This is a genomic window from Spirosoma daeguense (assembly GCF_054776875.1).
The window spans coordinates 339,544-364,106 of record NZ_BAAHBF010000011.1; the positions used below are offsets into that span (position 1 = coordinate 339,544).

The window sequence follows — 24,563 nt, forward strand, 5'->3', positions numbered from 1 at the left end:
TCGCTCTTTTGTTTGGGTTATTTCTTGTCGTCCCAGTTGTTGTCGTGATCTGCTCCGCTGAAATGTATTTTCTCGGCAGAAATTGTCAACGTAAGTGTCATGGAAGGCCGTTCAGGATAAGCAGGGTCGGGTGTTTTGTCAAAACGTTCGGCAAAACTCACACATCGTGCCTTTTGGAATCTTACCTCCTTCAGTGTGCCCTGCTTTTCATCAAGAAACTTGATTTCACCATCGGCTTCCTTATATGAGTTGGCCATCCAATCGGCGATGTCACCATCCATGTCACTCGAAACGATTTCAACCGTGATAATACCGCCTTGTGTGATCGAAGATGGACGGCCTTTTTGGTCAACGGAACGGCGAAGTTCGTAGAAACATTTCTGAACCTCTGTGTCGGCAATACCTGCGACTTTAAAATAGGCGGCAATAGCTGATGCTGGCATGATTACTTGTTTGTTTGGGGGTGGAACTGATTATTTAAGAAAAAAGAAATTGCAATGGATTAAGAGTTTATTCGGACCATTGGGGCTTTAATGGCAACAGTTGCGTTACCACCAACATCAACACTGGTTCCTTTTACTTCGGTTGTGACACTTGACGACAACGAAGCTTTAGTGGTGGCACTGGCTTCAATCGTCATGGCATTCATTTCAATTTTATTGATGGCCGAAACTTTCGTTTTATTTGAGGTCATCTTCGTATCCTGCTTCACATTGACTTTCAGATTTTTGGCGTTCATCTCAATGTCCTCTTTAGCCGTCATCTTAATGGTTTTGGCCTCAAGCTGAATCAACCCTTCGGTATGTAACGTAATGGTACCATCGCCTTTGAACGAAATGTGCAGGTTGGTTCCTTTTTTGTTGGCGTTGGTGATGAAGATTTCCTGCTCACCTTTTTTGTCTTTGAAGACAATTTTATTCCCGCCTTTAGTACGAATAATCTTCTGTAAATTATTATCAAACCAGTAGCTTGTAGCTGGCGTTTTATGATAAATGCTACCGATTACAATCGGGAAATCGACGTGGTTAGCTTCGTAGCTGATAACTACCTGATCATCTTTTTCGGGAATGAATAACATACCCCGGTCACTACCTGTGTATGGGAATGCTACCCGAATCCAGGCCGATTTGCCCTGAAGCTGGTTTGGCCAGTGAAACTGTACTTTTACCCGACCTAACTGAAGCGGGTCTTCGTTGGTAATGACCGTAGCAATTTCGGGCAGAGCTACCGGCATCCGAACATAAGGATTACGTGGTGGGAAATCAGATTCACTCGGAATTGCTTCGAAGAAGTTTTCGTAATTGCCAATGTTATCGACCGTATGCGTAATCTGTGTGATGCGGTATTTACCAACGGGCACCTGCTCAAACTGTTTCATGGCGTTGAGCTTCTGACCTGTTACGTTTACCTGCACACCCACGCTCAGGTTTGGGTTCTCTCCTGATCCCTGAAAGCGAACTAAATCGGCAGCATTGGCGGCATTCAGCTGCTGAACGGCTGTGTCGAGTTGGCCCTGTGCCTGCATATCTTTTAGGGGCCACAACTGTGACGTTCTGCCGAATAGACTTTGCGACTGTCCGTAAGCAAATGAGCCAAATGAACCTAAGCCAACCGGTTTGCCAGCAGCACTATAGTATTCATGCTTTACGTAGTTGTAATGCAGCATACCAAACCGGTTCGGTTTCAGGCTGATAGCCATATCGAAATGCTGCACGCCATCGACCACAAATGGTTGCGTAACGCTGTCGGGCTGACCAATTACTAGTTTGGTTCCGTTGTAGTAAAACCACTCGCCGTATTCGGCTGCTAACCGACTCATAAAGTCGAAATTGCTTTCGTCGTACTGTGCTTTATACTCCAGCAAATCCTGATGCTTGGGGCTAACGCTACGTTGGAGCAGGTTTTGCGGGTAATCGAACAGAACTCCGTTAAAAATCTGACCTAGTGATTGCTTCTGATAATTCCGGCGTTGTGTGCCATCTTCGAGCAAATACGTAGGACTATGCCCTTTGATGATGTAGGAGTTCACCATCTCGCTGTCGTTATGCAGCACCAGCTCGGTAACAATACCTTTGAATTCAAAATCGTGTGGTACGTTCTTGAAAAAAGGTAGAAAGCTGATCGATATAAGTTTCCCGACAAATCGTTGATGAGCCGACTGGAAAAAGAACACCCCTTTTCCTTCCACATCTTCAATGGGCACTACAATTTCGAACGTGTGATGCGTAAACATCGACTGATCGATACGTAGGTGCGTGAAATGTTTGAGCGATTCACCGCCGACCGAGACATTTACCGTAACCTGTTGGGCCATTATTGTAAGAGTTTTGCGGTAGGATCACTGAGCATCTCGTCGCCAGTCTAACCACTGGTTATCGTGAAGCATCCCGTTCAGTTCCATTTTAGCGGCAGTCAGCCCAAGATCGAACGTGTAGGCCGAATCAATTCCTTCGTGCGGAGTAAAGATTTCCCGATACGATACGCAGTAGCACTGGCTGAATGTCAGCGTTTTCAGCGTCTTGTTATTGAGATCTTTAAAGACAATTTTACCATTATAGGCCAGATCAGGACGGATAGCCCAGTCGGTCAACGTAGCATAATCATTTCCTACCAGCGAAACACGGATAAGGCCGCTACGTACACCCGCCGATGGTCGACCTTTCGGGTCGGTTGGCTGGGTGAGTTGGTATTCGCAGGTCAACACCCGGTAAGGAGGTGTTTTTCCGGCAACGTGAAATTCAGCGGCAAACGAAGCTGCCATGATGTGGATAAGTTAAAATGAAATGCGTGTGCTTTACCTGTTAACTGGCCGATTCGGGCCAGCGGTTATCGAGTTTGATCCCGCCAACCTTTATAACTTCAGGTGAGATTGTAATGATGGTTACCATGTGTGCGCTATTCGCCGTACCGTCAAAGCGTTCGAGAAGGTCCACACAGTAAGCATTCGAAAATTCCAGTTTCTTCAGTGAGACTTTCTGATTCATCTCGTAGAAGACAATCTCGCCACTAAGTTTTTTATCCGGGTTTGCCATCCATTCGGCAACCTCATTATCGTCGGTCGAGTTAAACTCAACCGTAATTTTTCCACCCCGGGTCAGTGAAGCTGGTCGACCAAGTGAATCAACGGCCTGATTTATATCGAAATAGACATAGTTGACCGGGGTGGAAAAACCACCAACGTTAAACTGGGCACTAAATGAAGGCATGACCTTTAAAGTTTATCGTTGCGCAACATCACCTTTAAAGTCATCGCGACGTCCCGTATTTTCGTTACGTCCCCGCTCGCCGTGCAGACCGATTATAAAGGTTTTGGCTGGGAAGAAAGGCGTAATATTGATGTCGACAAAAATCCGGTCTTTTTGAATTGGATCTTGCCGGAACTGAGGTGCTTCGAAACGTTCGATGATCTTACCCGGTCCTTTGATCTGATCGAGGAACTGGATAATTTCTTCGGTAATTTCCCGCTCAACTTTCCCACTCCAGTTTTCCATGGCCCGCTTGTTGAGGAAGCACATGAGCACTTTCATGATCCAGTCGAACACCCGTACTACCGAGTATGTTTTCAACCCGATATTCGAGCCATTGTAGAGCGTTTTGCCTGAGAAAGCAATCACTTTGCCGAATTCTTTGGTCAGCGGAATAAGACCCTGTCCTTCGAGTTCGCCAACTTCAGTTTTCAATAAATCGAACCGGGCGCCGTCTACGTCTTCCAGAGAACCATACTGATAACCAGCCGAAACTTGAGAAATGAGGTTCATGTACATTTTACCCGCCACGGCCGATGACGTATTCACGTACAGATCTTCATACTCATCTAGTTCGTCGTATTTTCCCCGGCCAATAATTGGGTTGCAGGTCATCAATACGTTCGAGTACCGCCCTTCGTCGGCTGCGATTTTCTCGCGCTGGAATTCTTTCAGTGTTTCTTTCAGCGAATCCAGATTCTGATAATCGGTAACGAGCATCAGTTTATGATCGTGGGCGATTTTAGCCCAGCCATCAACAGCCCGTTTGCTACCCAGATAACCCGGAATAACCATCAGCGAATAGCTTTCGCGCAGGTCGAAGCGGTTATATACTTTATGAACTTCGTTTTTAATGTGGTCGATCGTTTCCGCATTAGTGGGTTCAGCAGGGTTAAGCTGATCCAGCCCTGCACTCATGAACACAATATTGCGGATTTTTAGACCACTGGTTTCGGCATTTTTAAAGAATAGATCAACACCTTTATAGGTGCTTTCCAGATCACGAATCTCGCTGATAATGGTAGCGAGATTGTCTTTATAAAGCCGATCGGTTGTTTTATATTTCTCGTCGACCTGTTTGGCCAGATCAATAACCGATTGACCTTCCTGACTGAGAATTTCTTTCCACAGGTTAAGCCGATCTTTAAGGTTCTTCCGATCTTCTTTACGCGATTCGTCGGTCAGGAAAATGCTCTTACGCGCTTTCCGTTCAGGACTAAATATTTCAGTGCCGTCGATGCTGGTTTCCAGAAGTTTAAAACCACCCAGACGTAGCTGTTGAAGTTGGGTTATATGCTGCTCAATGGAGACAGCGGGGGTTGTAATTTCTTTTTCGCGTGTGGGTTTCGCGCCTGATGCGCTTTTTTCAGCCTCTGCCATGGTTAAGGGAAAGGTTTTCTCTAAAAGAGTGTGAAGATTTTTGGAATAATAGAACCGTTTTTACTTAACCTGATCAAGTTCATCGATCATTTGCTGAATCATATCTAGCACAATCGACTTCGCTTGTGGGTTCTGTAAGGCGGTTTGCAACAGCTTATTTGAGCGCAGGTGACGGTCCAGTTTCTGCAGATTCCGCATTTGGGCCGATAATTCACGTAGCAGTGGGCTCTGTTCTACCAGACCATCCTGTGTGAAATCGCCCATCCGACGAAACTCAAATGTTTCGTTAGCTGGTGCGCCCTCCTGATCGAAAAGCATCACCGATACTTCGGGTTTGTAATGAGCCAGCACATCGTTTACCGACTCAAGGCCTTCAACGGCGTCAGGCTCCTGCGCCATTTCATCGTTAAACTTTGAAATGTAGAGCGTCTTGTTCTGGCTAATCGGAGAAAGACTTGGCGGAATGTCTTTGTAAGCTGCCCATGCACCGGGCATATTCATGGTTGGCTGCATAACCTAAATTGTTGTGGATAACTGTTTATGAATCAATATTAAAAGCTGTTACCTGGTTTTGCAAACATTAGTCTGAAAAAGTGGTAGAGTTGTGTGTAAACGGTAAATATGAAGTTTTCATCCTGAAAAAAGGGTATTTTAAATTGATGATTATGAGGCTATTCAAAAGACATTTCAGTGGAATGGCGATTGTAGATTCTTAAAATAAGTGGCTTCAAAATGAGAAAATTTCACTTTCCTATCAGTGCCGTTAATAATTCTACGTGCTTCTAAAGAATTGAACGTACCGTCTTTTCGGTCATATCGGCTGAGTGATTTACCTGTGAACATGCCATTCTTCATACCAATCACCAGTATTTTGGCTGCATTCTTGGGATCTAGGGCCAGTGCTGGGTTGTCTACAAGATTGCCATCAATGTACTTGTCCATTTTTTCATAATTATTCTTAAACGTGATTTGAGGATATGCCCGTCCTGCATATTTATTGAAATCACAAGACTGAACTCCTCCCTGAAACTCTGCCGATTGTTTTTTGTAATGACTGGCAGGCCAGACATTGCCATTGTACAGTTTCTGAATCTGGGGTTTGTCTTTAGGGATATAGCCGCGTGCTACAAGTGAATCTCCGCAAGGAATATTGCCATTTCCGGCATTATAAGTTGCTTTTCCGCTTGTTTGGTTTGGCTCGAATTTATACCTCAAACTACCTATTTCGTCAATAGGAGTGAATTCATTTTCTCCTTTAGCTGTAGCTAAAATATACGCAATATGATGTTTGTTAGTTACTCCATACAAATTGCAGGCTAATAGAATATCGGCAATTGATTGTTTTTTCTTGGACTCAATTTTAGATGCCAGAAAAAGCGCAGCATCTTCGAATCGTTTAGCCAGAATAGGGGCGAAGCAGACGTTCGGAAGCTGGTAGTTAAGTAATACGTATTGAATGAATTCCCGTTTCCCGACGTCTGAATCTAGTTGAGTAAGAGCCGACTCAATTTCTACTTTAGTAAACTTTCTGGCCCGGAAGAACGTATCAGCTTCCGTTAGTGCATCTTCGGTGGGCATTGAGAAGATATGTGCCAGCGCAATTTGTTCTTCTTTGGAGAGAGTTTTCATATAACCAACCTACCATGGCTATTTAACAACCTCCCACGTTATCTCCTTCGTTTCTGCGTCCAGATCGGCTTTAAGTGTCTGATCTTTGCCCAGTTCGCCCGAAATAATCATTTGCGAAATGGGGCGACGTAGCTGACTACGTATCACACCTTTTAGCGGACGCGCACCGTAACGTGGAGAAAATCCGGTTAACGCCAGATGCTCACGGGCGGCTTGGCTCAGGTCGAGCGTAATACCTTGCTTGGTTAACAAATCAGTTAGCCCGCGCAGGTGAATATCGAAGATACGTACTACGTTCTGCTCACTAATTGGCGCGAATGGAACGATTTCCGTTAAACGGGCTAAAAACTCGGGCCGGAAATACTTGGCCATAATATCCATCAGATCGTTAGCCGCTGGAATCCGCTCCTCGCCGAATTCTTTGACAATGAATTCGCTACCGATATTCGAGGTGAATAGTATAACGGCGTTTGAGAAATCGCCTTCTTTGCCCAGACGGTCGTGTAGTTTGCCTTCGTCTAATATTTGAAGGAAAATATCAAAAACTGATGGGTGCGCTTTCTCGATTTCGTCGAAAAGAACAACCGAATACGGTTTCTCGCGTATCTTGTTAACTAGCAAACCACCTTGCTCATAACCAACGTAACCCGGAGGGGCACCATAAAGTAGAGCCGCTGAATGCTCTTCTTTAAACTCCGACATATCGAAGCGAATCAGGAACGATTCGTCATTGAATAGAAAATCGGCGAGCGATTTAGCTAACTCCGTTTTACCCGTACCGGTTGGGCCAAGTAGGAAAAAAGCCCCGGTTGGCTGTTTACCGCCGGTTAAACCAGCTCGCGATTCGAGAATAGCTGCCGATAACGATTTTACAGCATGATCCTGACCTACAACACGTTTGCGCATAATATCGCCCATTGTCATGAGTCGGTCGCGTTCGCTCGATTGAAGTTTTCCAAGCGGAATGCCAGTTTTAGCTGCAATCATAGCCGCAATATCCTGCTTGCTAACGGTTTCGGGACGGGTTTCTGCTAAGGGCAATAGTTGTGTTAGGCGGTTGGCCAGATAATCACGTAGCGCGTCGGCTACCTCGATGGTATCAGGCTGTGTTTCGTCCTCAATCTTTTGTTGTAAGATTGGACTGACCTTGTGCTGTACCTGACGTAGCAACCACCGATATTCATCAAGTTTCTCAGCTTCAGTCTGTTCTGCTACTTTCTCGTTCAGGTCGGCCAAGTCCTTATTGAGTGCCGTGAGATCGCTATGAGCTGTTTCGCCGATGGTACGTATAGCTGCCATTGTTCGATCGAGCAAATCGACGGCGGCATCTGGCAATCGACGATCTTTAATATAGCGGCTAGCCAGCCGAACAGCTTCTCCGGCTACATCGGGGTCCGCTTTTAATTTATGGTGTTCTTCAAAGTAAGGTAACAGATTTGCCACCATGCGCCGGGCTGTAGTAACATCGGGCTCAGGAATGGGCAGCAACTCAAACCGGCGGCTGAAGGCTTCGTCTTTCTCAACGTACTGACGAAACTCATCTAACGTAGTGGCACCAATAACCGTAAGTTCGCCACGGGCTAGTTCAGGCTTGAGCAATTGTGCTACGCCTGTACCTAACGTACCGTTGGGGTTGAGTAGAATATGAATTTCGTCGATAAAGAGAATTGCTTTATCGAATGCCTTTATTTCTTTGAGTACCTTTTTTAGCCGATCTTCAACTTCGCCTTTGTATGAAGCTCCAGCAGCCAAGGAGCCTAAATCCAGCTCAAACAACTGAGAATTCTGAAGCGTAGCAGGTACCGTACCGGCCACTAATGCCTGAGCAAATCCTTCGATGAGTGCGGTTTTACCAACGCCGGGTTCGCCTACTAACATAACGTTAGGCTTTAAACGTCGAACCAGAATCTCGATCATCAGACGAAGTTCCTTGTCGCGGCCAATAATACGATCGAACTTACCCTCGCGAGCCAGATCGGTTTTGTTCGTACAGAATTTATACAAGGCTGATTCCCCAGAACCTGCTGAACCCGCCGACGTATCGGCCCCTTCAGACTGGGCTCCATTTGATGCATTTGGCTGTACGGCCGACATAACTGACCGATCTTCTACCGAAGCATCAAGTAGTTCTTTCTGAGAAAGTGGTAATGATTTGAGTTGATCGGGGGTAAAAGCAACACCAGCTTTTAACAAGGCTGCCATTACGTGAATTGGCTCAACACTCATCGACGAAACCTGTAAGGCCACCAGTTCAGCCAGTTTCATGGTCTGCTGCACATTGGCATCGCCCGATGGACTTTCGCTTGGTTTCCCTGATTTCGGCAGAAGTTCGAGCCGGTAATCGGCCCAGTCACGCAAGAAATAAACGTCTTTACCCAAATTGGCAAGCCACGAAGCTAGCCCTACATCATTATGCAACAACCCCAACATGAGGTGAGGAGGAGCAAAAGTTTCATGCTGATGTTCTTTGGCTATTGCCTGAGCAATCTGAACTGCTTCTTTGGTGTTTTCGGCAAGGTTCATACTGTAGATAAGTAAGTGTGGAGTAACAAAAAATGGTCAGTAAGGTATAGAAAAGCTGGGAAGAAAACGAAAATTTTCTCTCTTGTTTATTTTTCGTGATAAAGCTGTGGCCTTTCGTGATAAAATGGTTGATTTTATCACTTCTTATTGACAAACAATCTATTAGGTAATTTATACTCGCTAATTATCTGGTAGCTATATCCGATTAATCGCCTGAATTGTAGTTCCAGAGACCCTGTGAACCTTTAGCAACAATAGGTGTATTGAAGAGAGAAGGAGATTGAAATTGCCACACAAACCGACCGTCGGAATAGTCACCATATAAATACTGTTCATACCAGTATACAAAGTTCTCGATGTCAGAACCTTTCTCAGTTAGCCAGTCTTCTGTTCGCTGCGTGTCGATCAATTCTACAGTTCCCAGAATCTTTCCCAGTGGTAAGTTGTCGGAGCGGTAGCCATGGCTTGTTAGCCGATTCTGGAAGGGATCTTGTAAACATAAATTTCGGCACCAGTCGGGCATAGTAGCCGTAGCATGAATAGCTAGCTTTCCGCGATAGTGCGTGTCCCAACTTCGGGTCTCAAATAGCTTAAAGCCTAACATGACCAGAGTCGCGTAAGGCTGGTAGAGACTAATAACGGTCATTTATGGGGTTATTTTAAATACTGGGACAGCAACCAGGCTGAACTAGCTGTATTAACTGCGTTGACAAGATGCGAAAAAATTTAATTTTAATTGAAATAGGTGGCTATAATTTATATAGTCGACCAGAAGAATAACATTAAAGAGAGGTTAATTGAATATAATCAACCATGTATGTATCTATGTTAATAATAATTGTAAACTTATAAATATAAATATATTTATCTACTTATAACACTGCCTCATTATTTCAGACTAGAAAGGCATTAAAGCAAAAACGTAGTAGTATAAACGGGTTTTTAATGTGCTGGATCAGAGCTCATTTGCTTGGCAATCAATTGCAAAGTCTTGGCTTGTTTGTCGGGTGTTCGAACATCGAAGGCAAGTTTCTCGATAGAAGCTAAAGGAAACACCCAGCCCCTTAGTTCGACGCTCCACTCATTATAACAATGAACAGCTTCTTCAAACTCAGCCTCAGTCCATTTGTCAAGCGCATTTAATTCTACAAGCCGCTTTTTCTGACGACGCTGAATTGCGGCAACTTCTTCAGGCACAGAATCATTCCTATCCATTGGTTGTAATCAATTTGATTCGATTTTGGGTTATTAGCAGCAAAATCGACGCCAAACTGATTCATATGTTCGAGAGGAATTGGGCAAGCTGAATACAAAGAGTAAAATAGATCAGTTGTGTCTGATAATAAGATAAGATAAACTTATATGGAAACAAACGTAACACTAACAATCTGGACAGGAGCGGCTTATGGAGCAGTAAAGCGGGTTATTGTTCCTTATGAGTATGGCGCTGATATGAAAAAGGCTATGGAAACCTATGCAAATAGACATGGTTTTACGCTAGCGCTGGCGGGAGAAGATGGTATGGCAGGCTTATATTGGAATAATGAGGGACAACTTGTCCGTTTGGCAGTTGAAAAGGAAGATCCGTCACTTTTTACATCCTGAACGTAGTAATAATGCTAGCTCTGCTACGTAGAATCAGGACGGATACAGTAGTGGTCAGGAAATAAAAAAGGCCCCGTTCCATGCAGGATTGGGGTCTTTTTTATGAGTTTTGTATAGAATAAGTGAGCGCTGAAAAAAGGTAACGTAGTGTAGGATAGCGAATGAAAATGTGATTGACGTAGCAACTGCATTACGCAGAATAGGTCATCGATAATTGCTGTTTGAATTCATGCGTTCGACGACGGGCAACGGTCAGCGAACGTTCACCGGAAAGATATACTTCCATCATGCCACCTTTTTGTGGACGGTGCTCAACAATGTGCGTGGGGTTCACCAGCGTGCCTTTATGAATCCGAATAAATCCGGGCAATTGCTCGGCAAAACGAAGTAAGGTTTTGGCAATCAGAATAGGACGCTCGCCTTTCAGGTGAACGTAGGTGTAATTGCCTTCACTTTCAAAATATTCAATGGATTTAACAGCTACCCGACGTTTTCTTTTAATGTCAGCCAATTCAATCGTTTCCATTGTAGTTATAAGTTATGGTTATAAGAGTCCTGTTTGTTGATTAGCCCTGCGCTAACCGTAACAAAAGTAAGTACTCTGAAACAGGGCTATATCGGGAGTTGATAATAGGTTGTTTTGACCTGATAATCGGAACCACTTTGCATATAACTGGTAAGCCAAAATTCTAGCTATAATGGCTGTTAGAAACTCCATTCCTGTGGTAAACCCAACTGACGGGCATAATGCGCAGGTGCATTGTGGTGTACCCAACCCAAAAGCTTGTTTATATCATCGGCAAATTCAACGTAATAATCAGGATCTAGTTTGCTCACTTTCTTCAAAACCTGATCGGTACGTTTGGCAATATATTCGGCAGCTTTGTCGGTTCGGCTATTGTATTTGTGAAGCAGATGAGCGTTTTGGTCGTAGAACGTATTGAGCATATAAAGCGTCAACTCAACTTCGCCGTACTTGTCTTTCGTTACTTTCAAGTGGCGGCTAATGTAGCCGCTGATGGTGCGCATGTCCATCATAATCCATCCTGCCGAATCCTGTTTCAGATTGGCTGTTCGACGAATGTGCTGCCGAATTAATTCACGCCGTTCGTCAATAGTCTGTTTGTGCTCAACCAGCTCAAATTGAAGCCGCTCGGTCAGGATACTGTCTTTCGCAATTAGACGTAGTAGGAGCTTATCTTTCTCCACGCCCGACATTCGGACAATGGCTTTTTTGAGGTCAGGATCGAGTGCTGGCATTTTTAATGAATAATGTACAATGAAGAATGATCAGTGAAAAATAAGAGAGTTTTTGTAAAACATTATCCATTATCCATTATCCATTATCCATTATCCATTATCCATTATCCATTATCCATTATCCATTATCCATTATCCATTGAAATTTTACACGCCAACCGTATCACCTTCGTCGGTGCGGATTTTTTCCTCGATGTAGCTAATAATTTCATCTGCTACGTTGATTTTCGTTGCTGTCTCAAAACCTTCAAGGCCGGGCGATGAATTGACTTCGAGTACCAATGGCCCCCTGTCGGAAGGAATCATATCAACCCCAGCTACTTTTAAGCCTAATGCACGAGCCGCTGAAATAGCCGTTTCTTCTTCGTCGGGAGTAAGTTCAATCTTTACAGCATTGCCGCCCCGGTGAAGATTTGAGCGAAATTCGCCTTCCAGCCCTTGCCGTTTTATAGCGCCTACAACGCGGCCGCCCACTACAAACACCCGCAAATCGGCTCCCTTGGCTTCGGCCACAAATTCCTGAACCAATACGTTCTTTTTCAGTCCGTAGAAGGCTTCAATGGTTGATTTGGCCGTTTTCGCGGTTTCGGCTAGCACTACACCAATGCCCTGTGTGCCTTCCAGCAGTTTAATGACAACCGGCGGGCCGCCAACCAGTTTAATAAGCTCAGCAATGGCGCCGTTTTTTGGGTGGTTGGCAAAGACCGTTTTGGGAAGCCCAACGCCCGCTTTGGAAAGTACCTGGAGGCTACGAAGTTTGTTACGTGAACGCGTAATGGCCTGCGATTTGGCCGTTGTAAATACGTTCATCATCTCAAACTGACGTACTACAGCGCAACCATAATCAGTCACAGAAACGCCGATACGGGGTATGATTGCATCAATAGAACTCAGATCTACGCCCTCATAACGAATGGTAGGCGAACCGCCTTCAATCATCATCTGGCAGTTCAGGTGATTAATAATTACACCTTCGTGGTCACGCTTTTTGATGGCTTCCAGAAGCCGTTGCGTGGAATATAAATTCGGATTAGTCGATAATATCGCGATACGCATAAAACGTCGATAGTCGGCAGTCGATAAAACTGGTTGAGAGAAGTGTACTAATCGCCAGTTGGTTTTGGCGAACGTTTACCGGCAGCTTTTGCCTGATAAGATAAATTTTTCTGTGATACGTCGACGATGAAGCGATTACGAAGCAACTTCCTGCCTAACAATACGGGATTTTTAAGATGTTCACGGTCTGCTAAAGTAAACTCGGTTTGAATGGTACGTCCGAACAACACCACGCGGGTTTTGATAACGTAGCGTTTTTCGGATACGCCAAACGAGTTACGTATTGTTCGCTGGCTAAACTTGTCACTGTAAAACTCCTGAATCTGGTCATTGTTTCGGCTAATCACCTGAAAACGTAGCATCGTCTGATTCCCCGATTCGATCAGTTGTACATCCTGACAATACAACGATGAAGTATACGCGCCCGTATCCACTTTGGCCTGTATATTGAACAGATTTAGATCCGGGAAATCGACAAGATCGGTCATGCCGATAGTCTGTTTAGGCTTAGGACGCCGGGGTTTCATAGCGCAGGGTAAAGGTATAGTGTTGTCGGGTTATAAAGTTGTAAGGTGCACAGGTGTATCGATAAACTTTACAATTTGATAACCTACCAAGGCTACAGCTTCATTTTAATTAGTCGGCTAAAAGTGAGCGATAGATCGAGCATAAGCATTTTGGCGCGGGCATTACGTTCGAGATGATAAATAGCCGTGTTCAGATCATTGACAATGTATTCTATATGATTCACCGTTAAAACTTTCGTGAAGTTTTTTACGAATGCCATTTCATCGTCGGGTAAGCGTAGTAAGGAGCTTACGCCCTGATGCCAGAGAAATAAATCGCGATACATACGAAGACTATAATCGAGTAACCCCTTTTGCTTTTCTTTACTGAAACTGTCAAACTGGTCGGCCTGTTTCACCAGCGCAATGATATCCTGCCGGTAACAGGTACGCATCCAGTCGGCAAACCAGACGTGCTGTTCGGTAAGGCTGTTATTTTGCTTGCTTAGTTGAATCGCTTCAGCCAGATTGCCATCCGCCAGATATGCATTACGTCGGGCCGTAGTCTCATCAAAGTTCAGATACTGGCGCAAATACGTAGCAACTTCTTCGTCGGTGAAATTTCGAACAGCCACCCGTTGCGTACGCGACAGAATAGTAATGAGCAGCTTATCCGACTGATTCGTAACCAGCAAAAACAACGTTTGAGCGGGCGGTTCTTCCAGCACTTTCAGCAGCGCATTGGCCGACGAAGAGTTCATCAGTTCCGGCAGCCAGATAAGCATGATCTTGTAAGCTCCTTCGTAAGCCTTCAGCGACAGTTTTTGCAGGATGTTACGCGCTTCTTCCGCCGAAATATTTCCCTGCTTATTGTCGGCGCCCATGTTCTCGAGCCATTCTGGTAAGGTATGGTACGGGTGTTCGAGCAGAAACTTTCGCCAGTCGGCCAGATACGCTTCCGACGTTTTTCCTTTTGCCAGATTCGCTACCGGAAAAACCATGTGCAAATCAGGGTGAACGAGCTTGCTGGTTTTAATACAGGCCGCGCACCGACCGCACGAGTCATTTTCTTGTTTGTCCTCGCAGTTAACGTATTGAGCCAACGCCAGCGCCAGTGCCATATTGGCACTGCCTACAGAACCGTCGAACAGCAGGGCGTGCGCCAGATGATTGGTCTGAACGGCACGTAGCAGCAACTGTTTGGTATCGTTGTGGCCGATTATTTCGGAGAATTGCATAACATTGAGCGGTCAGGGAAACTTAAGTAGCTGACCATCAGAATACGGGAAGTTACAGGTCGAACGACGTAGTGCTATTGATGCGTCGGGTCCGTTCGAGAGAAAAAATTTCGCGTAATATATCTTCTTCTATCTTGTCGAACGGTTTATTCCGACGTTTAAACGCTTCGGCCGCAACCTGAAGTGCCTTATCCAACCGATACGTAGCGAAGCCATCAATAGCGCCACCCCACGAAAACGACGAGATGTGTTTGGGTTGGAAACCACTGCCAAATACGTTAGCACTAACACCCACAACTGAGCCGGTATTAAACATGGTGCTGATACCTGCCTTCGTAAAATCGCCCATCATGAGGCCGCAGAAGATCCGTCCCGCATCTTCCAGTTTACCAGTAGCGTAGGAGTGAAGCTTTACGTTGGTGTAATCGTTTTTAAGGTTCGAATTATTGACGTTAGCTCCCAGATTACACCACTCGCCAACAACAGAATTACCCAGAAAACCGTCGTGACCTTTGTTGCTATAACCAAAGAAAACCGAATTGTTGATTTCGCCACCAACCTTACAATGTGGGCCAATGCTGGTGTTGTTACGCATTTTTCCGCCCCAATTTACCGTTGAGCTTTCGCCGAGCGAAAACGGGCCAAGCATAACTGTTCCTTCGCTGATGGTGGCGTTGCGACCGATATAAATTGGACCTCCTTCGGCATTTAAAATTGCCGCACGGATGGTTGCTCCTTCTTCAATGAAAATGTTTTCGGGCGCGTAACAGCGAGTAAATGGGTCGGTAATGGGTTGCGATTTCCGGCCGGCGGTGATTCGTGCGAAATCACTACGTATCTGATCGCCGTTGTGCACGAAGATATCCCACATATTAAAAACGATGGTCAGCGGTTCGGCAAACGTTCGGAAATCGAAAGCATCAGTAACCGAAGGGGCCGTTTGTAGGGGCTTCTCGGTATGCAAAGCCAGCACAAGACCATCGGGCGTAATAAGCCCTTTGTTTGGTAACAACGTAGTAATAGCCTCGATCAGGGCAGGAGAGGGGCAAACTGCTCCGTTTACGTATAAATTATCGGTTCCCGCCTGTTGCGGAAATTTGGTTTGTAAGTATGACTCCGTGAGGTACGATGGCTGTTGATTCAGCATGTCGGCCCATTTTTCGGCAAGTGTCTGTATACCGATGCGAATATCTGCTACAGGTCGGGTAAAGGTAAAAGGCAGCAGCGCAGTTCGGATTATCGGGTCGTCGAATAGAATCAGATTAGGCATAACGCAGACAGTTGTATCTGGTGACAAATATCTACTCTTAATCTGGAAAAAAAGAACGTGCCGAACAGTACTTTTACAAAAGTATGACCGCCTATACGCTCGACGACATCATTCAACGTATCGCCCAATTACAGGACGAATCGGGATTATTTGCCGCCTTTCGCAGCAACGAGACGCTACGTTATCGCCGGGCCGATACGAACGTATTTTTTACGGCGATAACCGTATTTACGTTACAGAATCTTCGCGCTACGTTATCGCCTGAAAGTCAGCAACTGGTTGATCGGATTCGAGAACGTGCTAAGTTGGCCTATCCGATGTTTCAAAACAAAGACGGGTTACAAACGTATAATTTCTGGCCTACGCGCCCATCTCGACACTTTCCGAATGGATATATTTTCGGACGTTTCGAGCATTTTCGTATTCCCGATGACATCGATGATACGTCGATGGTTTTTCTGACTACCAATCCGCTACGTTCGGAACAACTTTGGTTGAAAGAAAAACTGACCATGCATGCCAACGGTAGCCAACGTCAACGAATCCGCAATACGTATCCCGATTACCAGCATCTACGGGCATATTCGACCTGGTTTGGCAAAAATATGCCTGTCGATTTCGACGCTTGCGCCTTGAGTAATATGTTGTATTGTATTTATGCGTATGATTTGCCACGTAATGAGCACGATACTGATTCGCTAACGTACCTGCGTTCGATAGTGGAGTCGGAACGCTACGTAGTAAACCCATTTCAGTGTGCACCACATTACGCCCGTACATCGCTGATTATCTATCATTTGGCGCGGCTTGTGCGTGATTTTACAATTCCAGAACTGGAGCCAATAGTTGGCACACTACGTAGTGATGCACGGCAGTTACTACGTAGTGCGCCAAATCGGGTTGAGCAATTAATACTGGCTATTTCGCTGATACGGCTGGGCGATACCCCTATACGTATCGATCTGGAACGTATCGAGCAGGATTTTACTACGTTCCATTTTTTCGTTGCAGGTCTTTTAACGGCTTATGAACAACCGATGCTACGTTACTTCGCCGACCGGCCAATCACACAAATGCGCTGGCAATGTGAAGCGCACAACTGGTCGTTAGTAGCTGAGTATCTGTCAATGATAACCTGATTCGTGCTTCTACACTTTATTAATGCCGTGTGCTATCCTTAAATTGCCAAAGTACATTAATAATTTTCCAGGCCCCATTCAACTTAACAAGGTGCATGTAATCGATCCATTCATCGGCGATTAGTTTAACCGAAGCCGTTCTGTCCGAAACATCAAGCAGTTTGACTTCTTTTTTAGGCGTTTTGGGAAACTGGTCGCCTTTTTTGTTATAGCTTTCTGCTAATAGAATCATTGATTCGGTTGAGGTTTCGCGAACGTAATCTTTACTGGTTGGTTTGTCTTTCCAAAAAGTTCGCTTTACCATTCTGGGGTGCAATGCGCGTTCCATTTGCGCAGGATTAGGCACATGTTGTGATTCGATGTAATCGAGAGCTGCTTGTTTTATGGCTATACTATCCTGTTTTGTTTGTCCAAAACTGCTTTGGTAAGCTGAAAATAAAATGGCAAGAATGAATGCGTACTTCATCGGTTTTTGTGATTTGGGTGGGCGTTGTGCGTTGAGTAAGTCAGATTTATCGGAGCGTTTTACGTCAAATCGATACCTCTATATCAGTCTTTATCGCTAATAACTCTTTAACAAAATCGTCCTTGTCTTTGGGGGAGATAATCACACTATCAAAGCGGTTATAAATTACTTCAAGCCTGTCGAGCGACGTAGCGGGTGCACTGATTATGTTTTGAGTTGCTACTACTTTTTTAATTGTGATGATATCAACCGTTTTATTGAAAAGAAAACCCGATTTAATGGTTAATCGGTTGCCTTGGATTCTATAATTGGTTGTCATAATCAGGTGGCTCACAAACAATATGCTAAGGGACACAATGACGATTCCCGGCCAATTTTTTCCGTAAATCATTAACAGCAATGGTCCTCCCAAGGCAATTGAAAGCGTAACAACAAGTTCTGGGCCTATTTTAGACGGATATATTTTCGTCATTTCAGCTAGTTGATTTGAGATGGAAAATCGGCGAAAGCGCTTTTGCAGGGTTTTGGCTACTTCACGAACTCTACATTAACTCAAGAACGATACCAACCACAAACATAGTACGACCGTACAATACAAAACCCGAACGGTTATCGTTCGGGTTTATATATAAAGATAGGCTGATTTTATCAGTATTATTCTGAATCTCGCTGCGCCAAATGCCATACCTCACGTATGCGCTGAAATTTCCTGTTTTGAGACACTTCCCGACCATTCCAATTGATAATCAGGTCGCAGAATTGCTCCAATCTGTCTATATCAGATAGCGACTCTGCTCCAGCGCGAATAGAGCTTTCAGATTCCAGTGGCTGAATTGTATCCATAATATTGTAAGCGTTCGTAAAACTTTAGACGGTCGAAGTAGGCATAAGACACATTTCGGTGACCATACGGCCTTCTTATCTATGTTTTACAGGTTAGTCAAATTTACTTTCTTCGGCTGTTTACTTTGTTTAACGTAGCAAAAAGGCGATTTCGCATACTAACTATATTAACAGTGACCCTGTTTATACTTTATGGCTACTATTTCTGTTGATACGTTAGTAATTCCGCCACAGTTTTAAACGAAAATCCCTGTTTCTTCAATCCAGACACAATTGCCGGAAGCGCTTTTATGGATTCCCGTCCATCATACATGATATGTAACAAGATGATCGAACCGGGTTTTGTATTCGTTAATATGTGTTCTGTAATTTTTGCCGAATCGACTGCAATATCCGTAAACGATTCCGGTTCTACGTCCCACATAATCGTTTTCCGGCGCGTTTGTTCGAGATAGTACGGCAATGCAAACAATCTCTTGCCATACGGCGGACGAAACATAATTTCGTTTTTATAGCCAGCCTTACGTAGCAGGGAATCCGTTTTTTCGATTTCACTTTTTACAAACGAATAGGCTTTTAAAACCATCCGTTGATGAGAATACGTGTGATTGCCAAGCTGGTGGCCGGTCGCTATAATTTTGGACGCTTCGGCAGGATAGGTTTCTAGATCCTTACCCGTTACGAAAAAAGTAGCTTTAACATCCAGATCACGTAGCAGCGTTAGAATGCTATCCGTTCTTGGTGTTGGCCCGTCATCGAACGTCAGGGCCACTACTTTTTCGGTTGTGTTGATACGTGGATAGAATTCGCCAAATGCCTGATACGTTCTGGCCTTTGATAATCTCCATAAACCAATTGAACCTAGCATTACCAGAAAGATTATGGCGAGCAGATACCGTTTTTTCATACAGATAATGATAGCTGATTTTCAACGCAAAACGGACTCAATTTATAGCGATAGGCTACTATTTACGTAACGATTCATCCGATTTTTTATGAATACCTGTTTTGACCATTACCGGGATAATCTGGTATGAATGGAAATGAGTAAAATAGCTGTATGTGTTGACTTATTATTAGGTAATTGAGCACAACCCAAAAGATAAATCTCCCTATCGGCAATTTATGCTTTATGCAAACTATACTTTACCCGAATCCTGATCGCATGAAAGCAAATTGGAAATCTGTTTATCCTGAATTAAACGTAGCAAAACGGCTAAGGCTGGTGTTTCTTCTGGGCGTACTGACTCTGACTATTGAGCCTATTTTTGGTCAGTCAGGTAAGACAGTGTCCCTGTTCGATGGCAAAACCCTTAACGGCTGGAAAACGGTTGACCCTGCTCAGGCTAGCCTGTGGTTCGTAAAAGATAGTGTGATACGTAGCGGAGATGGCGTAAAAAAAATACCGGAGAATACGTATCTACACACTGTGAAAGAGTACGGCGATTTCGAATTTCGTTGTCTGTTTCGCTTGTCTGGCGACCCTAAAACCGGAATGATTAATAGTGGAATTCAATACCGTTCGATTCTTGAAGGAAAAAAAATCATTGGTTATCAGGCAGATATTGGCAATGGCTACTGGGGCGATATTTACGATGAGCATCGCCGTGAAAAACTGGTTGGTGGCGATTTAAGTGTTCTCAAACATTTACTTAAAGAATACGGCTGGAATAGCTACATCATTCGCTGTAAAGGCAATCGACACGAGTTATACATCAACGGTATTAAAACCGCTGACTATATAGAGAAGGATAGCAAGATTCCGCAAAAAGGAGTGATTGCCGTTCAGATTCATAGCGGTGGCGTGGCGCAGGTTGAATTCAGAGACTTGACCATTTCCGAACTATAGCGACGTAACGCTCCGAACGTAGCAAACCAACGTAGCGAAGAAAATTTCTTATTTCTGATGCTCCTTAAAACACCCTACGACCTATTCTTATGAACTATTATCGTTTGTTCGTGACCTTACTTTTAGCTGCGCTACTTCTGCCTGCTACGTATGGTCTGGCACAAAATACGAAAACTAAACCTACAACTGATACGGCCAAAGTAGACCGCGATTATACGCTGGAGGCCACTATGCTTGGCTTTTTTGCTAAAGACGGAGCCAGAAACCCGACATTAAAAGCCAACAAAGGAGACCGGGTACGTATCACGATTGTGAACGGCGAAGTGATGACCCACGACATTGCGCTGGAAAAACTGGGTTTGAAAAGTAAAACACTTCAGGATAAGGGCACAAAAACCAGCATTACGTTCGTAGCCGACAAAAACGATACGTATTACTGTACCGTTCCGGGTCACCGTACAGCTGGTATGGTTGGTACGTTCGAGGTTGTGGCGGGTTCTATTTCCGATGCTACTGTGGCTGGTCAGGTCCCGATGAAAGACGGTCAGCCGCTCAACCTGAATTTCGAAACTGGAACGCTCAAAGACTGGACCACTACGGGCGACGCGTTCGCCAATCCGATTTTTGCGCAGGACGACCCATCGCCTGTTCATGAAAAAGATATGCACATTGGCTTTGCTGGCAAACATTTTCTGAGCAGCGGAGGCACCACCAATTATAAACAGACAGGTACGTTAACCTCAGTTCCATTTAAAGTAACGCAGCCTTTTGCCGCTTTTCTGGTGTCGGGAGGAGCGTTGCAGGATACGCGAGTCGAGCTTGTACAAGCCAGTAATAACAATGTCATTTTCCACATTACCGGACAAGGCCGTGCTACGTTACAACCTGCCGTTGTTGATCTACAACCGTATCTGAATCAGGAGATTTTTATTCGGATAGTGGATAACGAAACGGGAATTTCGCAGATTCCCTATATCCCGAACGACAAGTGGGCGCATATAAATTTCGATGATTTTCAGTTCTACGCTACCCGTCCTGTGTTTCCGAATGAACTAAGGCAGAAGGACATTATTATCCTGCCCCCCCTCGACCCCGTTGTGAATGCCGGGCTTTCGGGAGTTAAAGCAGCGCAGGCTATGACACCCCCAAAAGGATTTAAAATTACACTGGCAGCTGCTGAACCTGATATTGTAAAACCAATCTGTTTCACCATCGATTGGAAAGGTCGCCTTTGGGTGGTTGAATCGCATACGTATCCGGTGCCAGCACCCGAAGGGCAGGGCCGCGACAAGATTTTTATTTTTGAAGATACCAACGGCGATGGTACGTTAGATAGTAAGAAACTGTTTACTGAAGGGCTGAATCTGGTCAGTGGTATGGAAGTCGGAATGGGCGGTGTTTGGGTAGGTGCTGCCCCGTATCTGTTGTTCATTCCGGCTGATTTCAAAACGGACAAGCCAACGGGGCCACCCCAAAAATTACTCGATGGTTGGGGAACGCAGGATACGCACGAAACGCTGAACAGCTTACGCTGGGGCCCCGATGGCTGGCTCTATGGCACCCACGGCGTATTCACCCATTCGAACGTAGGCAAGCCGGGAGCACCCGACTCCGAACGTACCAAACTTAACGCGGGCGTTTGGCGGTATCATCCCACAAAACATCAATTCGAATTGTTCGCCGAAGGAACCAGCAATCCATGGGGCCTCGATTTCAACGATTACGGCCATGCGTTCATTACAGCCTGCGTAATTCCGCACATGTATCACATGATTCAGGGTGGGCGATACCAGCGTCAGGGCGGAAAACATTTCAATCCCTATACGTACGACGACATCAAAACCCACGCCGACCACGTACACTGGCTGGGCGAACGCGGGCCACACGCCGGTAATTTCCGGTCGGCTTCGGCGGGTGGTGGACATGCGCACTCGGGCGCTATGATTTACCTCGGCAATAGCTGGCCACAGGAATATCGCAATGACATTTTCATGAACAATATTAACGGAGCCAAGCTCAATCGCGATCATCCGGCTCGGGCCGGTTCTGGCTATATGGTTAGCCATCGTCCCGATTTTATGGCCATGAACGATTCGTGGTCGCAGTGGCTGAACATGAAATATGACCCAAGTGGCTCGGTTTGGGCGATTGACTGGTACGACAAAAATCAGTGCCACAGCTCAAACCCCGACGTTCACGACAAAACGATGGGGCGTATTTTTAAGATCACGCACGAAAACGATAAATGGGTTCAGGCCGATTTATCGAAAGCGTCGGATATGGAACTGGTCAATTATCAGCTCAATGGCAATGAATGGTACGTTCGTCAGGCGCGGTTGTTATTGCAGGAACGGGGCGGTAGCAAAAAGGTACATAAAGCCCTGAAAGAAATTCTGGCCAAGAATCCAGACGCTACTCGTAAGCTCCGCGCGCTCTGGACATTGCACGTAACGAAAGGGCTTACCGAAAAGGAGTTGGTTGAGTTGTTGACTAATGAAAATGAATACGTCAGAAGCTGGGCACTTCAGCTATTGGCTGAAAACAAAACCGTTTCGCCCGAAACGCTGAAGCGTCTTGCTACGTTGGCCCAAAATGACAATTCGTCGCTGGTACGGTTATACCTGACATCGGCGATGCTACGTCTCGAACCAGCCCAGCGGTGGGACGTAGTGGATGCGCTCGTTCAAAAAACGGGCGATAAAGACGATCATAACCTGCCTCTGATTCTGTGGTATGCCGCCGAACCACTGGCCACTGTCGACATGAAACGGGCGTTGGAATTGGCTCAGAAATCGAAAATGCCGAAGCACCTCAATTACATGATTCAACGTATCGGTGCTATCGGAACCGACGATGCAAAAAAGCTCTTGAAAGAGTTTAACGACCGAGTGGGCAAACTCAATCATTCGCACGAAAACCACGAAATTCAGACGCTTATTGCTAAAGTGTTAGGCGAGTAAATCGGTAATGTATAATGAATAATGAATAGTGAAGCATGGAAAATAGGTCAGTTTATGAGCCATTATTTATCAATTTCTAAGTGTTATGAACACTCAACTAAATAGAAATAGTCGATACGTATTAAGTGCTACGTTGCTTTTTTGTTGGCTTACTAATGCGTATGGTCAGCAGGACAAATCGTTGTTTAAGGTTCGTCAGCAACAGGCCGTCACGCCCGAAACGCAAGCGCCTGCCAAAGCCGTCGTTCCATCGGGAGAATTTAAAAAGACCAAGCTTACTGGCGATTTTATTTCGGAAGGTGTAGCTGTAGCCGACCTTAACAAAGACGGCAAGATGGATATTATTGCGGGTTATTACTGGTTCGAAGCACCCAACTGGACCCGTCATGAAATGGCTCCCTCGCGCACGTTCGACCCACGAAAAGAATACAGCAACTCGTTCCTCAATTTGGGTATGGACGTAAATCAGGACGGTTGGGATGACGTAGTGATTGTCGATTTTCCGGGAAAACCAGGCTTCTGGTTCGAAAATCCGAAAGGTAAATCGGGAGAGTGGCAAAAACACATTCTTGCCGATTCGGTGGGTATCGCCAATGAATCGCCAGGATTCATCGATATCGACGGCGACGGCCGACTGGATATTCTCTGTGGCGATAAAGACAAAAAACAGATTGTCTGGTTGAAAGCACCGTCGAAACCGGGCGAAACTGAATGGCAACGATTTGCGCTGAGCGGAGAAAATGCATCGGGTACCGAAATTTTTTCGCACGGCATCGGTTACGGCGACATCGACAAAGACGGCCTGAACGACGTAGTGGTTCGCGATGGCTGGTATAAAGGGACTGACGACAAAAAAGCAGGTAATTGGGTGTTTCAACCAGCCAATATTGGCGAGCCTTGTTCGCACATGCAGATTCTGGATGTAAACGGCGATGGTAAAAACGACGTAGTAAGTGCATCGGCTCACGCGCTGGGCATCTGGTGGCACGAGCAGATTGTGGATGAGCAGGGCAAAATCAATTTCAAAACGCACCTGATGAGTAACACAACTGCCCAAACTCACTCGTCGATCATGGCCGACCTCAACGGCGACGGCCGCAAAGATTACATCACAGGTAAGCGGTTTCTGGCGCATCATGGGCGCGACCCCGGCGATGCAGACCCTGGTATTTTACTCTGGTTTGAGTTTACACCGGGCAAAGCACCTTACTACAAAGAACACGTTATCGACAATGATTCGGGTTCGGGGCTGAACGTAGTGGCACAGGACATGAACAAAGACGGCAAAATCGATATTGTTGTTGCTAATAAAAACGGCGTTTTTCTGTTTGAGAACAAGATGAAGTAATCGATTGCTACGGTTAATTCTGTCGGAGAACCGTTTTATGTAGGCTCATAAACTAAACTTATTGTATATCCATTTTTGCGTTTGGTAATTCCGTTCACAAACGCCTACGCTTGTAAATAATCGGTTGACAGGGGCAAATGCGGCCCATGTTCTTTTTATGTTGCTCCCAACGGAATCTCCACAACCGCATCGGCTTTAATATGCGCTAAGCTTTGATTTGTGTGCTAATACGTTCAGGTTGATCTA

25 protein-coding genes are annotated in these 24,563 nt (G+C 45.2%); 5 read left to right on the plus strand and 20 right to left on the minus strand.

From position 1 onward, the window contains the following. Nucleotides 1-17: 17 nt before the first annotated feature. The 10 genes from tssD (ACYVD4_RS30670) to ACYVD4_RS30715 form a co-directional block, all read right to left on the minus strand. Nucleotides 18-443: a type VI secretion system tube protein TssD gene (tssD, locus tag ACYVD4_RS30670; RefSeq protein WP_460952119.1), complete on the minus strand. Its 426-nt coding sequence runs from the start codon at nt 441-443 to the stop codon at nt 18-20. Nucleotides 444-502: 59 nt separating this feature from the next. Beyond that, the gene (locus tag ACYVD4_RS30675) at nt 503-2,314 is read right to left on the minus strand and encodes a type VI secretion system Vgr family protein (protein ID WP_460952120.1); all 1,812 of its coding nucleotides are present in this window, start codon (nt 2,312-2,314) and stop codon (nt 503-505) included. A 24-nt stretch (nt 2,315-2,338) separates the two neighbouring features. Further along, complete coding sequence (gene tssD / locus ACYVD4_RS30680; RefSeq protein ID WP_460952122.1) at nt 2,339-2,761, minus strand: type VI secretion system tube protein TssD; 423 nt, start codon at nt 2,759-2,761, stop codon at nt 2,339-2,341. A 40-nt stretch (nt 2,762-2,801) separates the two neighbouring features. Beyond that, nucleotides 2,802-3,206, minus strand: coding sequence for a type VI secretion system tube protein TssD (gene tssD, locus ACYVD4_RS30685; protein ID WP_460952124.1), 405 nt, complete (start codon nt 3,204-3,206; stop codon nt 2,802-2,804). A gap of 12 nt (nt 3,207-3,218) precedes the next feature. After that, nucleotides 3,219-4,625 carry a type VI secretion system contractile sheath protein TssC gene (locus ACYVD4_RS30690; protein ID WP_460952126.1) on the minus strand — a complete coding sequence of 469 codons (1,407 nt, stop codon included), beginning with the start codon at nt 4,623-4,625 and terminating at the stop codon, nt 3,219-3,221. Between the two features lie 60 nt (nt 4,626-4,685). Then, nucleotides 4,686-5,138, minus strand: a complete 453-nt coding sequence (locus ACYVD4_RS30695; protein WP_460952127.1) for a type VI secretion system contractile sheath small subunit — start codon at nt 5,136-5,138, stop codon at nt 4,686-4,688. Nucleotides 5,139-5,312: 174 nt separating this feature from the next. Continuing rightward, nucleotides 5,313-6,254, minus strand: coding sequence for a hypothetical protein (locus ACYVD4_RS30700; RefSeq protein ID WP_460952128.1), 942 nt, complete (start codon nt 6,252-6,254; stop codon nt 5,313-5,315). 18 nt (nt 6,255-6,272) lie between these two features. Beyond that, nucleotides 6,273-8,777, minus strand: a complete 2,505-nt coding sequence (locus ACYVD4_RS30705) for an ATP-dependent Clp protease ATP-binding subunit (RefSeq protein WP_460952129.1) — start codon at nt 8,775-8,777, stop codon at nt 6,273-6,275. Between the two features lie 205 nt (nt 8,778-8,982). Continuing rightward, the gene (locus ACYVD4_RS30710) at nt 8,983-9,423 is read right to left on the minus strand and encodes an ASCH domain-containing protein (RefSeq protein WP_460952131.1); all 441 of its coding nucleotides are present in this window, start codon (nt 9,421-9,423) and stop codon (nt 8,983-8,985) included. A 296-nt stretch (nt 9,424-9,719) separates the two neighbouring features. Beyond that, the gene (locus ACYVD4_RS30715) at nt 9,720-9,992 is read right to left on the minus strand and encodes a hypothetical protein (RefSeq protein WP_460952133.1); all 273 of its coding nucleotides are present in this window, start codon (nt 9,990-9,992) and stop codon (nt 9,720-9,722) included. Nucleotides 9,993-10,139: 147 nt separating this feature from the next. On the opposite strand from ACYVD4_RS30715, the gene ACYVD4_RS30720 reads away from it, so the two are divergent. Continuing rightward, on the plus strand, nt 10,140-10,382 hold the full coding sequence (locus ACYVD4_RS30720; RefSeq protein ID WP_460952134.1) for a hypothetical protein: 243 nt from the start codon (nt 10,140-10,142) through the stop codon (nt 10,380-10,382). Between the two features lie 190 nt (nt 10,383-10,572). Here ACYVD4_RS30720 and ACYVD4_RS30725 read toward each other — a convergent pair whose 3' ends face one another. The 6 genes from ACYVD4_RS30725 to ACYVD4_RS30750 all read right to left on the minus strand — a co-directional run bounded on the left by ACYVD4_RS30725 (nt 10,573) and on the right by ACYVD4_RS30750 (nt 15,712). Continuing rightward, nucleotides 10,573-10,908 carry a LytTR family DNA-binding domain-containing protein gene (locus ACYVD4_RS30725; RefSeq protein ID WP_460952136.1) on the minus strand — a complete coding sequence of 112 codons (336 nt, stop codon included), beginning with the start codon at nt 10,906-10,908 and terminating at the stop codon, nt 10,573-10,575. 179 nt (nt 10,909-11,087) lie between these two features. Further along, the gene (locus tag ACYVD4_RS30730) at nt 11,088-11,642 is read right to left on the minus strand and encodes a hypothetical protein (protein WP_460952138.1); all 555 of its coding nucleotides are present in this window, start codon (nt 11,640-11,642) and stop codon (nt 11,088-11,090) included. Between the two features lie 147 nt (nt 11,643-11,789). After that, complete coding sequence (gene rimK, locus ACYVD4_RS30735) at nt 11,790-12,698, minus strand: 30S ribosomal protein S6--L-glutamate ligase (protein WP_460952140.1); 909 nt, start codon at nt 12,696-12,698, stop codon at nt 11,790-11,792. A 47-nt stretch (nt 12,699-12,745) separates the two neighbouring features. Then, entirely contained in the window at nt 12,746-13,225 is a 480-nt protein-coding gene (locus ACYVD4_RS30740; protein WP_460952141.1) for an ATP-dependent zinc protease family protein, read from the minus strand. A gap of 92 nt (nt 13,226-13,317) precedes the next feature. Continuing rightward, nucleotides 13,318-14,442, minus strand: coding sequence for a DNA polymerase III subunit (locus ACYVD4_RS30745; protein WP_460952142.1), 1,125 nt, complete (start codon nt 14,440-14,442; stop codon nt 13,318-13,320). Between the two features lie 52 nt (nt 14,443-14,494). Next, nucleotides 14,495-15,712 carry a putative sugar nucleotidyl transferase gene (locus ACYVD4_RS30750; protein WP_460952143.1) on the minus strand — a complete coding sequence of 406 codons (1,218 nt, stop codon included), beginning with the start codon at nt 15,710-15,712 and terminating at the stop codon, nt 14,495-14,497. 83 nt (nt 15,713-15,795) lie between these two features. Between ACYVD4_RS30750 and ACYVD4_RS30755 the strand changes: the two genes are divergently transcribed. Continuing rightward, nucleotides 15,796-16,851, plus strand: a complete 1,056-nt coding sequence (locus ACYVD4_RS30755; RefSeq protein WP_460952144.1) for a hypothetical protein — start codon at nt 15,796-15,798, stop codon at nt 16,849-16,851. A gap of 19 nt (nt 16,852-16,870) precedes the next feature. Here ACYVD4_RS30755 and ACYVD4_RS30760 read toward each other — a convergent pair whose 3' ends face one another. The 4 genes from ACYVD4_RS30760 to ACYVD4_RS30775 form a co-directional block, all read right to left on the minus strand. Then, on the minus strand, nt 16,871-17,317 hold the full coding sequence (locus tag ACYVD4_RS30760) for a nuclear transport factor 2 family protein (protein ID WP_460952145.1): 447 nt from the start codon (nt 17,315-17,317) through the stop codon (nt 16,871-16,873). Between the two features lie 64 nt (nt 17,318-17,381). Continuing rightward, complete coding sequence (locus tag ACYVD4_RS30765) at nt 17,382-17,789, minus strand: PH domain-containing protein (protein ID WP_460952147.1); 408 nt, start codon at nt 17,787-17,789, stop codon at nt 17,382-17,384. A 182-nt stretch (nt 17,790-17,971) separates the two neighbouring features. Further along, nucleotides 17,972-18,160: a hypothetical protein gene (locus ACYVD4_RS30770; protein ID WP_460952148.1), complete on the minus strand. Its 189-nt coding sequence runs from the start codon at nt 18,158-18,160 to the stop codon at nt 17,972-17,974. A gap of 199 nt (nt 18,161-18,359) precedes the next feature. Then, nucleotides 18,360-19,067 carry a polysaccharide deacetylase family protein gene (locus ACYVD4_RS30775; RefSeq protein WP_460952149.1) on the minus strand — a complete coding sequence of 236 codons (708 nt, stop codon included), beginning with the start codon at nt 19,065-19,067 and terminating at the stop codon, nt 18,360-18,362. A 225-nt stretch (nt 19,068-19,292) separates the two neighbouring features. Here ACYVD4_RS30775 and ACYVD4_RS30780 point away from each other — a divergent pair, with 225 nt between their 5' ends. The 3 genes from ACYVD4_RS30780 to ACYVD4_RS30790 all read left to right on the plus strand — a co-directional run bounded on the left by ACYVD4_RS30780 (nt 19,293) and on the right by ACYVD4_RS30790 (nt 24,317). Beyond that, the gene (locus ACYVD4_RS30780; RefSeq protein WP_460952151.1) at nt 19,293-20,009 is read left to right on the plus strand and encodes a 3-keto-disaccharide hydrolase; all 717 of its coding nucleotides are present in this window, start codon (nt 19,293-19,295) and stop codon (nt 20,007-20,009) included. 89 nt (nt 20,010-20,098) lie between these two features. Beyond that, nucleotides 20,099-22,969, plus strand: coding sequence for a PVC-type heme-binding CxxCH protein (locus ACYVD4_RS30785; protein ID WP_460952153.1), 2,871 nt, complete (start codon nt 20,099-20,101; stop codon nt 22,967-22,969). An 85-nt stretch (nt 22,970-23,054) separates the two neighbouring features. Then, entirely contained in the window at nt 23,055-24,317 is a 1,263-nt protein-coding gene (locus ACYVD4_RS30790) for an FG-GAP repeat domain-containing protein (protein WP_460952154.1), read from the plus strand. Nucleotides 24,318-24,563: the final 246 nt, after the last annotated feature.

What these genes read in the sequence shown, in the direction of transcription:
- tssD (WP_460952119.1), bottom strand. Translation starts at nt 443, where the DNA reads ATGCCAGCATCAGCTATTGCCGCCTATTTTAAAGTCGCAGGTATTGCC.
- ACYVD4_RS30675 (WP_460952120.1), bottom strand. Translation starts at nt 2,314, where the DNA reads ATGGCCCAACAGGTTACGGTAAATGTCTCGGTCGGCGGTGAATCGCTC.
- tssD (WP_460952122.1), bottom strand. Translation starts at nt 2,761, where the DNA reads ATGGCAGCTTCGTTTGCCGCTGAATTTCACGTTGCCGGAAAAACACCT.
- tssD (WP_460952124.1), bottom strand. Translation starts at nt 3,206, where the DNA reads ATGCCTTCATTTAGTGCCCAGTTTAACGTTGGTGGTTTTTCCACCCCG.
- ACYVD4_RS30690 (WP_460952126.1), bottom strand. Translation starts at nt 4,625, where the DNA reads ATGGCAGAGGCTGAAAAAAGCGCATCAGGCGCGAAACCCACACGCGAA.
- ACYVD4_RS30695 (WP_460952127.1), bottom strand. Translation starts at nt 5,138, where the DNA reads ATGCAGCCAACCATGAATATGCCCGGTGCATGGGCAGCTTACAAAGAC.
- ACYVD4_RS30700 (WP_460952128.1), bottom strand. Translation starts at nt 6,254, where the DNA reads ATGAAAACTCTCTCCAAAGAAGAACAAATTGCGCTGGCACATATCTTC.
- ACYVD4_RS30705 (WP_460952129.1), bottom strand. Translation starts at nt 8,777, where the DNA reads ATGAACCTTGCCGAAAACACCAAAGAAGCAGTTCAGATTGCTCAGGCA.
- ACYVD4_RS30710 (WP_460952131.1), bottom strand. Translation starts at nt 9,423, where the DNA reads ATGACCGTTATTAGTCTCTACCAGCCTTACGCGACTCTGGTCATGTTA.
- ACYVD4_RS30715 (WP_460952133.1), bottom strand. Translation starts at nt 9,992, where the DNA reads ATGGATAGGAATGATTCTGTGCCTGAAGAAGTTGCCGCAATTCAGCGT.
- ACYVD4_RS30720 (WP_460952134.1), top strand. Translation starts at nt 10,140, where the DNA reads ATGGAAACAAACGTAACACTAACAATCTGGACAGGAGCGGCTTATGGA.
- ACYVD4_RS30725 (WP_460952136.1), bottom strand. Translation starts at nt 10,908, where the DNA reads ATGGAAACGATTGAATTGGCTGACATTAAAAGAAAACGTCGGGTAGCT.
- ACYVD4_RS30730 (WP_460952138.1), bottom strand. Translation starts at nt 11,642, where the DNA reads ATGCCAGCACTCGATCCTGACCTCAAAAAAGCCATTGTCCGAATGTCG.
- rimK (WP_460952140.1), bottom strand. Translation starts at nt 12,698, where the DNA reads ATGCGTATCGCGATATTATCGACTAATCCGAATTTATATTCCACGCAA.
- ACYVD4_RS30740 (WP_460952141.1), bottom strand. Translation starts at nt 13,225, where the DNA reads ATGAAACCCCGGCGTCCTAAGCCTAAACAGACTATCGGCATGACCGAT.
- ACYVD4_RS30745 (WP_460952142.1), bottom strand. Translation starts at nt 14,442, where the DNA reads ATGCAATTCTCCGAAATAATCGGCCACAACGATACCAAACAGTTGCTG.
- ACYVD4_RS30750 (WP_460952143.1), bottom strand. Translation starts at nt 15,712, where the DNA reads ATGCCTAATCTGATTCTATTCGACGACCCGATAATCCGAACTGCGCTG.
- ACYVD4_RS30755 (WP_460952144.1), top strand. Translation starts at nt 15,796, where the DNA reads ATGACCGCCTATACGCTCGACGACATCATTCAACGTATCGCCCAATTA.
- ACYVD4_RS30760 (WP_460952145.1), bottom strand. Translation starts at nt 17,317, where the DNA reads ATGAAGTACGCATTCATTCTTGCCATTTTATTTTCAGCTTACCAAAGC.
- ACYVD4_RS30765 (WP_460952147.1), bottom strand. Translation starts at nt 17,789, where the DNA reads ATGACGAAAATATATCCGTCTAAAATAGGCCCAGAACTTGTTGTTACG.
- ACYVD4_RS30770 (WP_460952148.1), bottom strand. Translation starts at nt 18,160, where the DNA reads ATGGATACAATTCAGCCACTGGAATCTGAAAGCTCTATTCGCGCTGGA.
- ACYVD4_RS30775 (WP_460952149.1), bottom strand. Translation starts at nt 19,067, where the DNA reads ATGAAAAAACGGTATCTGCTCGCCATAATCTTTCTGGTAATGCTAGGT.
- ACYVD4_RS30780 (WP_460952151.1), top strand. Translation starts at nt 19,293, where the DNA reads ATGCAAACTATACTTTACCCGAATCCTGATCGCATGAAAGCAAATTGG.
- ACYVD4_RS30785 (WP_460952153.1), top strand. Translation starts at nt 20,099, where the DNA reads ATGAACTATTATCGTTTGTTCGTGACCTTACTTTTAGCTGCGCTACTT.
- ACYVD4_RS30790 (WP_460952154.1), top strand. Translation starts at nt 23,055, where the DNA reads ATGAACACTCAACTAAATAGAAATAGTCGATACGTATTAAGTGCTACG.